Annotated in this window: 13 protein-coding genes; 9 read left to right on the top strand and 4 right to left on the bottom strand. The window is 62.1% G+C overall.

Features of this window, described 5'->3' with window-relative positions; genetic code table 11:
* The first annotated feature begins 76 nt into the window (after positions 1-76).
* From FHT78_RS05310 to FHT78_RS05270, 9 genes are all read left to right on the top strand, one after another.
* Positions 77-1,564 carry a multicopper oxidase domain-containing protein gene (locus FHT78_RS05310; protein ID WP_183741316.1) on the top strand — a complete coding sequence of 496 codons (1,488 nt, stop codon included), beginning with the start codon at positions 77-79 and terminating at the stop codon, positions 1,562-1,564.
* Positions 1,565-1,619: 55 nt separating this feature from the next.
* Positions 1,620-1,871: a DUF2933 domain-containing protein gene (locus tag FHT78_RS05305; protein ID WP_183741314.1), complete on the top strand. Its 252-nt coding sequence runs from the start codon at positions 1,620-1,622 to the stop codon at positions 1,869-1,871.
* The gene (locus tag FHT78_RS05300; RefSeq protein ID WP_183741312.1) at positions 1,864-2,541 is read left to right on the top strand and encodes an isoprenylcysteine carboxylmethyltransferase family protein; all 678 of its coding nucleotides are present in this window, start codon (positions 1,864-1,866) and stop codon (positions 2,539-2,541) included. Before FHT78_RS05305 ends, FHT78_RS05300 begins: the two co-directional genes overlap by 8 nt.
* A complete protein-coding gene (locus tag FHT78_RS05295) occupies positions 2,534-4,756 on the top strand; it encodes a copper-translocating P-type ATPase (RefSeq protein WP_183741311.1) in 2,223 nt (740 codons plus the stop codon). The genes FHT78_RS05300 and FHT78_RS05295 overlap by 8 nt, the downstream gene beginning before the upstream one ends.
* A gap of 96 nt (positions 4,757-4,852) precedes the next feature.
* Positions 4,853-5,281 carry an EF-hand domain-containing protein gene (locus FHT78_RS05290; RefSeq protein ID WP_183741309.1) on the top strand — a complete coding sequence of 143 codons (429 nt, stop codon included), beginning with the start codon at positions 4,853-4,855 and terminating at the stop codon, positions 5,279-5,281.
* Positions 5,282-5,293: 12 nt separating this feature from the next.
* The gene (locus FHT78_RS05285) at positions 5,294-6,601 is read left to right on the top strand and encodes an MFS transporter (RefSeq protein WP_246715090.1); all 1,308 of its coding nucleotides are present in this window, start codon (positions 5,294-5,296) and stop codon (positions 6,599-6,601) included.
* Between the two features lie 106 nt (positions 6,602-6,707).
* Positions 6,708-8,429 carry an ABC transporter ATP-binding protein/permease gene (locus FHT78_RS05280; RefSeq protein WP_183741308.1) on the top strand — a complete coding sequence of 574 codons (1,722 nt, stop codon included), beginning with the start codon at positions 6,708-6,710 and terminating at the stop codon, positions 8,427-8,429.
* Positions 8,430-8,525: 96 nt separating this feature from the next.
* A complete protein-coding gene (locus tag FHT78_RS05275; RefSeq protein ID WP_246715088.1) occupies positions 8,526-9,911 on the top strand; it encodes a DUF882 domain-containing protein in 1,386 nt (461 codons plus the stop codon).
* A gap of 196 nt (positions 9,912-10,107) precedes the next feature.
* Positions 10,108-10,476: a hypothetical protein gene (locus tag FHT78_RS05270; protein ID WP_183741307.1), complete on the top strand. Its 369-nt coding sequence runs from the start codon at positions 10,108-10,110 to the stop codon at positions 10,474-10,476.
* A gap of 37 nt (positions 10,477-10,513) precedes the next feature.
* On the opposite strand, the gene FHT78_RS05265 is transcribed toward FHT78_RS05270, so the two are convergent.
* From FHT78_RS05265 to FHT78_RS05250, 4 genes are all read right to left on the bottom strand, one after another.
* Complete coding sequence (locus FHT78_RS05265; RefSeq protein ID WP_183741305.1) at positions 10,514-11,902, bottom strand: adenylate/guanylate cyclase domain-containing protein; 1,389 nt, start codon at positions 11,900-11,902, stop codon at positions 10,514-10,516.
* Between the two features lie 73 nt (positions 11,903-11,975).
* The gene (locus FHT78_RS05260; protein ID WP_183741303.1) at positions 11,976-12,260 is read right to left on the bottom strand and encodes a copper-binding protein; all 285 of its coding nucleotides are present in this window, start codon (positions 12,258-12,260) and stop codon (positions 11,976-11,978) included.
* Positions 12,261-12,282: 22 nt separating this feature from the next.
* Positions 12,283-12,762: a plastocyanin/azurin family copper-binding protein gene (locus tag FHT78_RS05255; protein ID WP_183741301.1), complete on the bottom strand. Its 480-nt coding sequence runs from the start codon at positions 12,760-12,762 to the stop codon at positions 12,283-12,285.
* A gap of 33 nt (positions 12,763-12,795) precedes the next feature.
* The gene (locus FHT78_RS05250) at positions 12,796-14,142 is read right to left on the bottom strand and encodes a copper oxidase (protein WP_183741300.1); all 1,347 of its coding nucleotides are present in this window, start codon (positions 14,140-14,142) and stop codon (positions 12,796-12,798) included.
* Positions 14,143-14,145: the final 3 nt, after the last annotated feature.

The following is a 14,145-nucleotide window of genomic DNA, read 5'->3' as shown; positions in this document are numbered from 1 at the left end:
GCTCGTTTCCGGGGCCTCTTCCCGGATCCTCAAGACCAATGGTCGGTAACCCGACCCTGAAGCAAGGATCAACACGATGAACCGTCGTGACTTTCTCAACGGCCTGATGGTCGGCGCAGCAGCGCTCGGCACATCGGCCGCCATCCGTCCCATCAACGCCTTTGCTGAAGACGCCAAATTTTCATCTATGCAGAGTGCGCCTCGCATCCTCTCCATCGGTTACAGGAGCATCGAGGTCAGGGGCAGGTCCGCTCGCGTCTTCGGCCTCGCCCAGCCAGACGGAAGGCCGGGGCTGACGCTGAACGCCGGAACCGAATTCGACGTCGCGCTGTCGAGCGCCATCGACGAACCGACCTTGATCCACTGGCACGGTCTGACGCCACCATGGGCGGCCGACGGTGTGCCCGACAATCCGGCCGCTCTTCTGAAGCCGGCGGAGACCCGCCGCTATACATTTCCGGTCGGCGCGGGCGGCACGCACTGGATGCACGCCCATACGCTGCAGGAGCAGAACCTGCTCGCCGCTCCTCTCATCGTGCGGACTGCGGAGGATCTGGAGCGGGACGAGCAGGAGGTCGTCGTCCTGTTGCACGACTTCTCATTTTTATCTGCGGAAGAGCTCCTGGCGAAGCTGAAGGGGAATGGGAGCGCCGCGTCCGCCGGCGTGCCGATGGGCCACGGCGCGATGCAAGGCATGGCCGGCATGCAGCATACGATGTCCGGCGGTGACATGTCCGGCATGGCGATGCCGGGAATAGCGGCCATGGACCTCAACGACATCGACTACGACGCCTATCTCGCCAACGATCGTACGCTCGATGACCCCGAGGTCGTCACCGTCGAGAAGGGCGGCCGCGTCCGCCTGCGGATCATCAACGGCGCCACGGCGTCTGCCTTCACGATCGACACGGGCAGTCTTTCGGGAGAGCTGGTCGCCGTCGACGGGCGGGGCGTGCAACCGGTCGCGGGGGCGTCCTTCCCTGTCTCCATGGGCCAGCGCCTCGACATCCGCCTGAGCCTGCCGAGGGAAGGTGGTGCGTTTCCGATCCTTGCCCTTCGGGAGGGAGCATCGGAGCGGACCGGCATCGTCCTTGCCACTTTGGGCGCAGCCGTCCGCAAGCTTGCGGTCGAGGGCCATGCGAAAGGGCCAGTCCTCGGACTCGATCTCGAACAGCGGCTGCGTCCGGTCAACCCGGCGGCGGCGCGCGCGGCAGACCGCCGCTTCGAGCTTTCGCTGACGGGCGATATGGCTGCGTACACCTGGGGCATCGAAGGCGCGGACGGTCTCGTCGTCAAGCGCGACGAGCGGATCGAGGTGGCGATCACCAACGCATCGATGATGGCGCATCCGATGCACCTGCACGGGCATCATTTCCAGGTGATCGGCATCAACGGGACGCCGGTCGCGGGCGCCGTGCGGGACACCGTGTTGGTACCGCCGATGGCAAGCGTCGTCCTGGCCTTCGACGCCGACAATCCCGGCCGCTGGCCGCTGCACTGCCACCACCTCTACCATATGGCGTCGGGCATGATGGCCTACGTGACATATGACGGCATCGGCTGACGCGGTTTCAATGACCGCGAAGCCTTTCCCGAACTCAATCGAACGAGGCATCCTCATGAACGACAATCATCCTCCATCGGCCTGGAGTAGCTATAGCCGGACCGTCTTCTTCGCCTTTGCCGCGATCGCTCTGGCGCTCATCGCCTACGAGCACCGCGTGCATGTCCTCGGCATCCTGCCGTGGCTCCTGATCCTGGCCTGCCCGCTGATGCATCTGTTCATGCATCACGGCCACGGCGGTCACGACCATGCCGGTCATGGGACCGGCACGAACCAACATAAGACTGAGGAGGTCGACCATGTCTGAGACCCCGGCCTACGGGCTCTGGAGCCTGGTGATCATCAATTCCGTAGTGTTCATCGTTTTTGCCGCGAGCTTCACGAAGGTCGAAGCGAAACGCGACTGGCGTTCGCTCGGCGCCTTTTCCGCTTTCATCATCGCGCTCTTCACGGAGATGTACGGCTTCCCGCTGACCATATACCTGCTGTCCGGCTGGCTCGGGCAGCAGTTTCCGGGCGTCGACTTCTTCTCGCACGACGCCGGCCACCTGCCGGAGATGATGTTCGGCTGGCGGGTCAACCCGCATTTCGGGCCGTTCCATCTCGCAAGCAACGTGCTGATCATCGCCGGTTTCTGGCTGCTCGCCTCGAGCTGGCATGTGCTCTACGCCGCGCAGCGCGAGCACCGCCTGGCGATCACGGGGCCATACGCCCGTGTCCGGCACCCGCAATACGACGCCTTCGTGATAATCATGATCGGGTTCCTGCTGCAATGGCCGACCCTGGTGACGCTCGCCATGTTCCCGGTTCTCGTCTGGATCTATGTGCGCCTGGCGAAGAGGGAGGAAGAGGCTTCGCGGGCCGAATTCGGAACCGCTTGGGACGCCTATGCGAGGGTAGTTCCCCGGTTCGTTCCAAAGTTCGGCCGCGGAACGAATACAGCCGGCACCCATCAGGGAGGAGCCGTCCATGACTGATCATCACACGCACGAGGGCCATGCGCACTCTCCTGGCGATCATCATCACGGAGAGAAGAAGCCCGCCATGCAGGCTGGCATCAGACCGGGGCCTCGGGAAGGCGTGATCTACACCTGCCCGATGCATCCGCAAATCAGGCGGCCCAGCCCGGGCACATGTCCGATCTGCGGCATGACGCTTGAGCCGGAAGTGGCGACTGCCGAGACGGGGCCGAGCCCCGAGCTTGTCGACATGAAACGGCGATTCTGGATCGGTCTCGTGATGACGCTGCCCGTCCTCGCCCTGGAGATGGGCGGCCATCTCACCAATCTCCACATGCTGCTCGGCGCGCAGCTTGCGAACTGGATCCAGCTCCTGCTGGCGACGCCGGTCGTTCTCTGGGCGGGGTGGCCATTCTTCAAGCGGGGTTGGGCCTCTCTCGTCAACCGCAGCCTCAACATGTTCACGTTGATCGCGATGGGCACGGGCGTCGCATGGGTCTACAGCGTCGTCGCCACGGTTGCACCCGGCATCTTTCCGGGCACCTTCCGGGCAGTCGATGGCTCCGTCGCGATCTACTTCGAGGCGGCGTCCGTCATCACCGTCCTCGTGCTATTGGGGCAAGTCCTTGAGCTCAGGGCGCGAGAGCAGACCGGCGGCGCCATCCGGGCGCTGCTTGATCTCGCGCCGAAAACGGCCCGCCGCGTCAGGGACGACGGCTCGGACGAGGATGTCGGGCTCGACGTCGTCGTGGTGGGGGACCGACTGCGCGTGCGGCCCGGCGAGAAAGTGCCGGTCGACGGCGAGCTGGTCGAGGGGCGTAGTTCCGTCGACGAATCCATGATCACGGGCGAATCAATGCCGGTCACCAAGGACGTCGGTGCCAAGCTGATCGGCGGCACGCTCAACCAGAGCGGCGGCTTCGTCATGAGGGCAGGCAAGGTCGGGCGCGACACGATGCTGGCGCAGATCGTGCGCATGGTCGCCGACGCGCAACGTTCCCGCGCGCCGATCCAGCGGCTCGCCGATCAGGTGTCGGGCTGGTTCGTCCCGGCCGTGATCCTCATCGCGATCGTCGCCTTCGTCGTCTGGGGCATCTGGGGGCCGGAACCGCGCTTCGCCCACGGCCTCGTCGCCGCCGTCGCCGTGCTGATCATCGCCTGTCCCTGCGCCCTCGGTCTTGCAACGCCGATGTCTATCATGGTGGGTGTCGGCCGCGGCGCCCGGATGGGCGTGCTCATCAAGAACGCCGAGGCGCTGGAGCGCTTCGAGAAGATCGACACGCTGGTGGTCGACAAGACCGGCACGCTGACCGAAGGCCGGCCGAAGGTTACGGCAATGAAGACAGTCGCCGGAATGGATGAAACCGAACTCCTACGGATGGCCTCGACGCTCGAACGCGCCAGCGAGCATCCACTTGCCGCCGCCATCGTCGCCGCAGCTCAGGGCAAGGGCATCGTCCTCGGCGAGGTCCGGGATTTCGACAGCCCCGTCGGCAAGGGCGTCACCGGCATCGTCGACGGCAGGAGACTGGTGATCGGCAGCCACCGGATCATGGCTGAGGCGGGCGTCGATCTGTCGGCCCTCATGGCCGACGCCGAGACGCTGCGCGGCGAGGGAGCGACGGTGGTCTATGTCGCGATCGACGGCAAAGTGGGTGGTCTCATCGCCATCGCCGACCCCGTCAAGGAGACGACGCCTGCCGCTCTGCGCTCGCTGCAGGAGGAGAAGATTCGCGTCGTCATGCTGACCGGCGACAACAGGACGACGGCCCAGGCAGTGGCACGCAAGCTCGGCATAGACGAGATCGAGGCGGAGATCCTGCCGGAGGACAAGGGCAAGGTGGTGGCGCGGCTTCGAAGCGAAGGTCGCGTCGTCGCCATGGCGGGAGACGGGGTCAACGACGCTCCGGCGCTTGCCGCCGCCGACGTCGGCATCGCCATGGGCACGGGAACAGACGTCGCGATCGAGAGCGCCGGGGTCACGCTGTTGAAGGGCGACCTGCAGGGGATCGCCAGGGCGCGCAAGCTCAGCCACGCGACCATGAGCAACATCCGCCAGAACCTGTTCTTCGCCTTCATCTACAACGCCGCGGGCGTGCCGATCGCTGCGGGCTTGCTCTATCCGGCCTTCGGGCTGTTGCTTTCGCCGATTATCGCGGCAGCGGCCATGGCGCTGTCATCGGTCAGCGTCATCGGCAACTCGCTGAGGCTGCGCAACGCGGCGATCGACTAGGCTGTTCGGCGGCGCCACCGCCGAACACGACTTCGAAACCGCCGGTCCCGCTTACGGGGCAAGGTACGAATAGAGACCAAACCAAGGAGAAGCGACATGAGAACAAGAATTCCGAGCGCGGTCCTGCTGGCCGCAGCGATCGCCGTCGGCAGTTCAGGGCTCGCCCTCGCGCAGACGAGCGAGGGAGATCTCCATCATCCCGCGAATTCGACGCAGGCGACGCCGGAGCCGGGAACAGAGGGGATGACCGGACGGAGCCAGGGGGCCATGCCCGGCCCCGACATGATGCCGGGCGGGATGATGGGGCGTGGCATGATGCAGCCCGGCATGATGGGCGGCATGCCGCCGATGGGGATGCGCGGACAGATGATGAAGATCATGTTCGCGGTCGCCGATACCGACGGAGATGGCGCGCTGTCCTTCGAGGAGGTGACGGCCATCCACAAGCGGATCTTCGACAGTGTGGACGCCAACAAGGATGGCAAGGTCACGCCGGAGGAAATGCAGGTGTTTTGGGGGCAATAGGTGTCCCTGACCATGACCAAGAGGATCGACGAGTTTGCCTTTCGGCCGTTGCGGACGCGATCAATGGCGGCGTTGCTGCTGGCGATGTTCGCGATCGCCCTCGGCTATGGATTCCTGCTGCCGATCCTCCCGTCCACGATCGCCAGGATTGTGGACTCATCGGACACGGCCGTCCTGTCGCGGCATACCGGCGTGCTCACGGGAATCTACACTCTTGCGCTATTCCTATTCGCTCCGTTGTGGGGACGGCTGGCGGATAAGTACGGGCGACGTCCAATGATCGTCGCCGGACTGGCGGGCTTTGCCTCCACCCTGGCGCTGTTCGCCATGGCGGAAACGCTACCGACGCTTTATCTCGGTCGGTTCCTCAATGGCGCGTTCGCCTCCGCGATCGCGCCGGCCGCCTACGCGGTCGGAGACCGTGCTCCGACGAAGGAATGGCGAGCCCATCGGTTCGCGCTTTTGAACATCGCGGGAGCCAGTGGCTTCCTTGTCGGGCCGATGATGGGAGGGTTCATCGTCTCCGGCGTCCGCATCGCTTTGCCGGGCCTCGGCGAGGCGGCGGTTTCCCGTTCACCATTTTTCGCTACTTCGGCTTTCGCGGTTGTGGTGGCCTTCCTCATCCTGTCATTCGTGCCCGGCAAGGTGGCGCGTGGCTCGGTTCGAAGGCAGGATGCGAGAGGGATGGGAGGCCGGGCCGCACTGCCTCGCCTGCTGGCGGTCTCCTTTGTGACCGCCTTGGCTGTAGGGGCGTTTGAGGTGGGCCTGTCTCTGCGCGGCATTGAGAGCCTTGGTATGAGCACCTATCGGCTAGGGCTGATGTTTACCGAATGCAGCTTTGTGATGCTGGTTGCGCAGTCGGTCGTCTTTTCACCGCTCGTCAGGCCGGAGGCTACGCGCTGGCTCCTGACGCCGGCGCTGGCGATACTTGCTGCAGGCGTTGCTGCTGTTCCCTTCGCATTGTCAGAAATCAGCATGACCGTCGTGGTGGCCGTGATCGCGGCCAGCGCCGGCGTTCTTTCTCCAGTTGTCACCTACTGGATTTCGATGAGTGCCGGAGAACGGCAGGGCGTCGAGCTCGGTTGGCAGACCGCGTCCGCCAGTCTCGGTCAGGCCGCCGGGTCGGCAGCCGGAGGTGTTCTCTTCAACCTGACGCTCGTGCCGAATGCATCCTTCACGCTGACGGCGGTGGCCGTTCTTGGAGGACTCGTCGCAAGCGTTGGTATTCCTCGGCTGCTGGTCTCGAATGACCAACAGTCATCAGTCTCTTCTACTGCCGTGCCATCCACAACGAAGTCGGCAAGCGGAGATCGGTCGTGACCGGCGCCTCCGAAGCCGCACACGTCCTCTTCATCAACCGGATCCAGGCCATCCAGATCTAAGCACCATGTCTCAGGACCAGTCTTTACTCCCATCCACCGCCAGTATGCCCAGAGCAGCGCGACAGTTCCGGGCTTACAGCGACGCTGTCCGTAGCTCGCCGGGGCGCTACAAACTTCTTCTGCTCGCCCTCGGTTTGGCTTTCATCGTCGGTGCGACCACAATCGGCCAGCTTCGGCTGAACGCCTGGAACGAGCCCTTTTTCGACGCGCTCAGAAACAGGGATCTTGCCTCGTTCGGTCACCAGCTCGTCGTCTTTGTCGTCGTCGCCGGGGTTCTCATTTCCCTGAACATCGCGCAGACATGGTTCGATCAGGGGACGAAGATCGCCTTGCGTGACTGCCTCACCCGCGATCTGCTGGCTCAGTGGTTCTTACCCCGAAGGGCCGTGCTTCTTGAAGGCGCAGGCCCGGTCGGCAGCAATCCCGACCAAAGAGTTCAAGAGGATGCCAGACGCCTCACTGAGCTCACAGTGGCCCTTGCCGTCGGCATCTTCCAGTCCACGCTGCTGCTGTTGAGCTTCGTCGGCGTACTGTGGCTGCTCTCCCGCGGCTTCATGTTCGAAGTCGGCGGACGCAGCTTCCACATTCCAGGTTTTATGGTCTGGGCGGCCCTGATCTATGCGGCGTCGGGGTCGTGGCTGAGCTGGCGCCTTGGTCGTCCGCTGACAGGTCTCAATGCAACCCGCTATGCCAGTGAGGCGGAATTCCGATTCGGACTTATGCAGGCGAGCGAATCCAGGGACGGCATCGCGCTCTCCGGCGGCGAAGAAGGCGAACGGAAACGGCTTGAACGCGAATTCGAGGGCGTGATCGGCGTCACGCGGCGGCTCGCCAACGTGACGACACGGCTGACAGGCGTTACGGCAGGATACGGATGGTTCGCGGCCGTGGCCCCGATTGTCGTCGCCGCGCCAGGATATTTCGGCGGCCAGCTCACCTTCGGGGAGCTGATGATGGTCGTCGGAGCCTTCAATCAGGTTCAGCAGGCTCTGCGGTGGTACGTCGACAATATCGGCAACATAGCAGACTGGCTGGCCACGCTTCAGCGCGTTATGGACCTGCGCCAGGCGCTCCTCGCACTGGACCAGGCCGCTCCGTCGCAGAACCGCATCGCCGTGCTGGAAAACGAACCGACGCTTGTTATCGAGGATATTGTCATCGACATGGCTGACCGCGCGATTTTCCTTGAGGAATCGAAGGTGGCGCTCCAGCCGGGAGAGCGCGTCCTTATTATCGGCAGGCCGGGTGCAGGAAAGAGCACGTTGTTCCGTGCGCTCGCCGGGCTCTGGCCGTGGGGCACCGGCCTACTGCGCCGGCCTGCAAAGACGACCACCATCTTCCTTCCGCAGAGATCATACGTGCCGCCCGGATCCTTGAGGGAGGTTCTGGCGTACCCCTCCGAACCTTCCGCCTTTGAGGAGAAGGAATTCGCTCGTGCACTGAGACGAACGAACCTCGACCATCTTGTCTCTTCCCTCGACCGCGTTGCTCGATGGGACAAGGATCTGACGGTCGACGAGCAGCAGCATCTTGCCTTCGCCCGGCTTCTCGTTCACAGACCCCAATGGGTCGTCAGCGACGAAGCCCTGTGTCACCTCAATGAGGATGACCGGAAGATGCTGTTCTCGCTCTTCGACAGCGAACTGTCGAAGACGTCCGTCCTCAGCATATCGAGCAACGAGGCGCAGTACGGGTTCTATTCAAGGACGCTTCATCTGTGTGCGCGCCCACGTGGGGAGCCAAACGGGAGCACGGCCTGGAATTAACCATTTTTTGACCATGCTCGTTAACAATAGGAGGCCATGATTTATCGAGTTTAGCCGCGAGCATTGACTTTGCGCTGCGGACTGGAGGAGCGCACCTTGTTCAGTGTTACGTGGCGAAACGCAGATCGGGTGCCGGGCACGACATTCGATCTTGTGAGACGCATGACAATAAGAACTTGTGCGGCTCTCGGGTGTGCCAGCGCTGTATGGAGCCTTTCCGCAGCAGGCGTTGCTGCCGAAGAGCGTTCATTAAAGCTCTACTTCGGCCATACAGGCGAACGGGCGATTATTACGTTCAAGCGAAATGGCGTCTTTGATCCCTATGGCCTGAAACAGCTCAATGGTTTCTTGCGTGATTGGCGCCAGAACAAAACCATCAACATGGACCCGCGCCTGTTCGACATCGTATGGGAAATGTACAGGCGAAGTGGGGCTACGGACTACATCAACGTCGTTTCCGGATATCGGTCGCCTGGTACCAATGCCATGCTCCGCACCCGGTCTTCGGGCGTCGCCAAGGAAAGTCAGCATACACAGGGCAAGGCAATCGATTTCTTCATCCCTGGGGTGAAGCTTGCCACACTTCGCGGCCTTGCGATGCAGATGCAGGGCGGGGGCGTAGGGTATTATCCGACCTCCGGCTCCCCATTCGTCCATGTCGATGTTGGTCGAATTCGAGCTTGGCCCCGAATGAGCTATCAGGAGCTGGCCAGACTGTTCCCTGACGGCAAGACACTTCATATCGCGAGCGACGGCAGAACTCTTCCTGGATATGCGTTCGCAGTAGCCGAATACAAGCGTCGAGGCTCAGTCGCGTCAGTTGAGATTGCCAGTGCCGCCCAGGACGCGAAGCGGTCGAGAGGCAGCATGTTGAGCAACCTGTTCGGGGATCGGGATGCAAAGGAACAAGGTGATGCCAGGTCGCAGGCGACCGAAGCATTGCCTGCGCCTGCCGCGAAAGAGGCGACGGCTCTTGTGGCAGGTCCTGATAGCTCGCTTGCCCTGATCAAAGCGCCAGTCCCTTCCGCGCGTCCTCCTGAAAGCATTCTGCTGACAAGTCTGGTGCCCTCCAAAATGCCGCCGGGGTCCCAGGCGCTGAACGACCTCATTTCCGACACCGCTACTGGTACGGGGGACGTTACAGCGTCCGCCGACGAGAAAATCCCGCTGCCGACGTTCGCGCAGCGCGAGGCAATTCCCAATGAGACAGACGAGATCGTCACGGCTTCGATTGCTCCGCTGCCGGATGCGATTGCGGCCTTGTCGGAAGTTCCGTCGACTCCCAAGAGCGGTGCCTTGATGCTTCTAAGTGCGACAGATCACGTACCGAGGACAACCTTCGCCGTGAGCTACAATGCAAGGGCATTCGAGACAGCAAAGTTCAGAGCGACCGCGACGCTCAATCACGAGCGGCGAGGTATCGATCCCTGCCCACCCATGACGGCAGCGAAATCATCGAAGACACTAGCTGAACCGTGCTGAACTGAGAAATCAGACGCTGAAGCCACAGGAGCGAACTGTTGAAGGCGTTCGTCCTCGCTGTATCCAGCACAACCAGCAGGAGCCTGTTCGAGGATTCTTCATCCCATGTACCCAGGTGATCCCGGCATTGCGGTGATCGCGGTGCGCGCGCGGATGTACTAGGATCATTGCGCTGCATTGACCGGGGGAGGCGGAAATGCGCCGAATTCTTTTCACTCTGATCCTGTGCGTCGTGCCGGCGTCAATATCTTCCGCCTCCGGCCACGCTGTGTTTCACACCGCCTCGTTCGGCGATGGCGGATCCGTGAGCCTCAGTATCGCTGAGGGAAGACCTTCCCGCTATTCCGCCTTCGATTTCGACGCCATTATCACGCTTTCCGAAGCCGACCATGGGGGAGCCGTTCTCTATCGCGATGGGGGACGCCATCAAGTAAGCGTCCGCTGCGCTGCCCCCGCGATGGTGAGGATCAGCGCCGTTGACTATCCGGTAGATGTTTCCATCCCGTCCGGCGGTGACTGGAAGCACGATCTCTGGGCAGCGCTATGCAACGCTCCGGTTTCCTGAGTGGCGGTGCGAAATAGTTCAATTGATCAAAGGCGGGTCAAGTGTCAGCCCGCCCGGGTGTCGTCGACGGCAAGGGTTCCCTCTCCGATGGGCGGAGGCAGGGCATAGTTGGTAAGAGAACCTGGAAGTCGCTCTGTATGTTGCCGGTTTCATAGACATCCTGCGTTTGCGCCGTCGAAGTGGAGTTCGCTCGAATATAGGCAATGTCGATCGGCTCGCGGCGTCCCGTGAGCTTGACTGCCTGCTGTCGGTGCCAGCGGCGGGCGTTCAATTCGCCGGGAATCCCGCGCAACAGATCGACCGAGACAACCAGAGGGACTGCCAGGAACTTCGCCAGCGCCTCAAGCCGTTGAGCGACGTTCACTGCGTCGCCGATGACGGTGAACTCGTCGTGGAAGCCGCTTTCGAGGACGCCCCCGATGACCGTGCCGTAGTGAAGGCCTACACCTGTCGCCAACGCCGGACTGCCGCGTTTGGAATTGGAAAGGCGCCAGCCGTCGAGTGCTGCGGTCAGTTCCACTGCGCATGCCAAGGCCCGGGAGGCATCGTCGGGCTGCGGCTTCGGTTGCCCGAATACCGCCATCACGCCATCGCCGATGAACTTGTCGACCGTGCCGCGATAGGCAAATACGGTGCCCGCGACGATCCGACGATACTCCGCCAGGACACGCGCAAACTCGCGGGGATCGGCGATTTCGGAATAGCTGGTGAAGTCCCTGATGTCGACGAACATGATCGCCGCGTCTCGACGTTCAAGATCGAGAACTGCGCTTGCATCCTGAAGATCTGAAACGACGGTTGGTGAGAAGAACCTCGACAGGTTCATGCGCCGCTCCTCGATCTTCAGCGCATGCCTGCGCGTGCGGTCGTGGTCCAGCGAGACAAGATAAACTGCCAGCGCCGTGAATCCGAAGCTGCTGGTCAGAACCAGGTCCTGGCTGAAGAAATTACCCAGCAGCGAACCGGCCGCATTTGCATGGTGTCGGTAGGCCATGATCGCCAGCATCGTGAGCCAGCACGCCACCACGATGCTCGAGAACAGCACGATCAGACGGTGGTCGAGCTTGAGTGCGATGTGATTGAGGAGAATAAATGCGACGACCAGGCTGGATGTCGTGAGAGTGTGGTTGTCGGTGATCGGGCTGGCGAGGATGTGTTCATAGAGAACGACGACCACCAGCACCGCATCGAGCGCGACAAAGCCTGCCTTCAGATTTTCTCGTGCTGGGAAACGTGTGGCGGTCACGATCGACGCGACGCTGATGCCTAGATAGACGAGGGCTACGCTCACGTGGGTTGCGAAGCTGGACTGGCTGTCGCCGAAGACCAGATTGGCGAAGAGGATCAGAAGGACGACAAACCGTAGCGAAGTAGAACGAATCTCGCGGGCAGCATCTCCCTCTCCAAAGGGTGTCTTATGATCCATGGAACCGATTTTGAGGTGTCGGATTGGTCAGGAGCAGGTAGGCCGGACCCTGGAGCCCGGCCACCCATCAGGATTATTTCACCTGGGTGACGGTGAGTTTGCCGTCCACGCGTTCGGCGACGAACTCGACGTTCGATCCTTCCTTCAGCTTCTCGAGCAGAGCCGGGTCCTCGACGCGGAAGACCATCGTCATCGCGGGCATGTCGAGGTTCTTCAGGTCTTCATGCTTGATGGTAACCTTCTTCGACTTGGCGTCGACCTTGGTGACTGCACCCTTGGTGAATTCCTGGGCGAACGCGCCGAAGGCCGCGCTGGCCGAAAGCAGAACGGCAAGGCCGAGTCTCATAGCGATCTTCATCTCTTTGTCTCCTTGGTTTCGGTTATTTCCCAGCGACGGTAACGTCGCCGTGCATGCCGGCTTCGTAGTGGCCGGGGATCAGGCAAGCGAATTTGAATGCGCCGTCGGTCGTGAACTTCCAGACGATCTCGCCGGACTGGCCTGCCGGAAGGCGGATGGAGTTGGCGTCGGCATGTTCCATTTCGGGAAACTTCTCCATGACCTTCTTGTGCTCCAGGATTTTATCTTCCTGATCGAGCACGAATTCGTGGTCGACAGTTCCGGCATTCTTGATCGCGATCTTGATGGTCTGCCCCTTGCGGACGTTGAAGACCGCCGGCGTGAACAACATCTTGCCGTCGTCGGTTTCCTTCATGGTGACGCGCACCGTCTGTGTCACCTTGGTCTTATCGCCGGGTTCCCCGACAGCCATCTTTTCGTCGTGACCGCCGGCATGGTTGCCGGAGGCAAGGGCGGGAGTTGCGAGCGCTGCGAGAGCCAGTGCCAATAGATAATTCTGCATGCATAGATCCTTTTGAGTGTTAGATATCGAGCCTCAGCCGTTCGTCGGCTTCGGCGTGATCTGCGTCTTCGCGTCTCTGGCCTTGGTCGCGTCCGGCAGTTCGCCGGTCCACTCCCAGGCCTGCGTCCCGGGCGGGTTCTCGTACCAACCCGGATCGGAGTAATCGTCCGCCGAGATGCCCTCGCGGACCTTCACGACCGAGAACATGCCGCCCATCTCGATTGGGCCGTGCGGCCCCCAGCCGGTCATCATAGGAACGGTGTTCTCGGGTATGGGCATTTCCATTTCGCCCATGTCGGCCATGCCCTTGGTGCCCATGGGCATGTATTCCGGTTGAAGCTTTCTGATCTTCTCGGCGAGCTTCGACTTGTCAGCTCCAATGAAGGTCGGAATGTCGTGCCCCATCGCGTTCATCGTGTGGTGCGACTTGTGGCAGTGGATCGCCCAGTCGCCGAGGTACTTGGCGTCGAACTCGTAGGCGCGCATAGCGCCGACGGGGATGTCGATGCTGACCTCCGGCCAGCGGGCCTCGGGCCGGACCCAGCCGCCATCCGTGCATGTCACCTCGAAGTCATAGCCGTGCATGTGGATCGGATGGTTCGTCATCGTCAGGTTGCCCACCCGCACCCGCACCCTGTCGTTCTTCGACACCACGAGAGGGCTGATGTCCGGAAACACCCGGCTGTTCCAGCACCACATGTTGAAGTCGGTCATCTCCATGATCCGCGGCACGTAAGAGCCGGGATCGATATCGTAGGCATTGAGCAGGAAGACGAAGTCGCGGTCGACGCGCATGAACTTCGGATCTTTCGGATGGACGACGAAGAAGCCCATCATGCCCATCGCCATCTGCACCATCTCGTCAGAATGCGGGTGGTACATGAAGGTGCCCGACTTCACGAGATCGAACTCGTAGACATAGGTCTTGCCGACCGGAATGTGCGGCTGCGTCAATCCGCCGACGCCATCCATGCCCGACGGCAGGATCATGCCGTGCCAGTGGATCGTCGTGTGCTCCGGTAGCTTGTTGGTCACAAAGATGCGCACGCGGTCCCCTTCGACCGCCTCGATCGTCGGACCGGGCGACTGGCCGTTATAGCCCCAGAGGTATGCGGTCATGCCGTCGGCCATCTCGCGTTCGACCGGCTCGGCGACGAGGTGGAATTCCTTCACGCCGTTGTTCATCCGGTGGGGCAGGGTCCAGCCGTTAAGGGTGACGACCGGCTGGTAGTCCGGACCCGAGGTCGGATGGAGCGGCGGCTGCATTTCCGCCGATTCCATTGTCGGAGCGTCGGGGAGGCCCATCGCCGATGTTTTTGTCCAGGCACCCGCCGCCAGCAGGGCGGCGCTCGCACCGAATAATTGTCGTCTGTTGAACATGGT

Source organism: Rhizobium sp. BK196 (genome assembly GCF_014193255.1).
Taxonomy (GTDB): domain Bacteria; phylum Pseudomonadota; class Alphaproteobacteria; order Rhizobiales; family Rhizobiaceae; genus Rhizobium.
The sequence above is the reverse complement of the archived record's forward strand: the minus strand, read 5'-3'. Positions and strand labels throughout refer to the sequence as shown.

Bases quoted from the DNA above. Each gene is read 5' to 3' on its own strand.
- FHT78_RS05310 (WP_183741316.1), top strand. From the start codon at position 77: ATGAACCGTCGTGACTTTCTCAACGGCCTGATGGTCGGCGCAGCAGCG.
- FHT78_RS05305 (WP_183741314.1), top strand. From the start codon at position 1,620: ATGAACGACAATCATCCTCCATCGGCCTGGAGTAGCTATAGCCGGACC.
- FHT78_RS05300 (WP_183741312.1), top strand. From the start codon at position 1,864: ATGTCTGAGACCCCGGCCTACGGGCTCTGGAGCCTGGTGATCATCAAT.
- FHT78_RS05295 (WP_183741311.1), top strand. From the start codon at position 2,534: ATGACTGATCATCACACGCACGAGGGCCATGCGCACTCTCCTGGCGAT.
- FHT78_RS05290 (WP_183741309.1), top strand. From the start codon at position 4,853: ATGAGAACAAGAATTCCGAGCGCGGTCCTGCTGGCCGCAGCGATCGCC.
- FHT78_RS05285 (WP_246715090.1), top strand. From the start codon at position 5,294: ATGACCAAGAGGATCGACGAGTTTGCCTTTCGGCCGTTGCGGACGCGA.
- FHT78_RS05280 (WP_183741308.1), top strand. From the start codon at position 6,708: ATGCCCAGAGCAGCGCGACAGTTCCGGGCTTACAGCGACGCTGTCCGT.
- FHT78_RS05270 (WP_183741307.1), top strand. From the start codon at position 10,108: ATGCGCCGAATTCTTTTCACTCTGATCCTGTGCGTCGTGCCGGCGTCA.
- FHT78_RS05265 (WP_183741305.1), bottom strand. From the start codon at position 11,902: ATGGATCATAAGACACCCTTTGGAGAGGGAGATGCTGCCCGCGAGATT.
- FHT78_RS05260 (WP_183741303.1), bottom strand. From the start codon at position 12,260: ATGAAGATCGCTATGAGACTCGGCCTTGCCGTTCTGCTTTCGGCCAGC.
- FHT78_RS05255 (WP_183741301.1), bottom strand. From the start codon at position 12,762: ATGCAGAATTATCTATTGGCACTGGCTCTCGCAGCGCTCGCAACTCCC.
- FHT78_RS05250 (WP_183741300.1), bottom strand. From the start codon at position 14,142: ATGTTCAACAGACGACAATTATTCGGTGCGAGCGCCGCCCTGCTGGCG.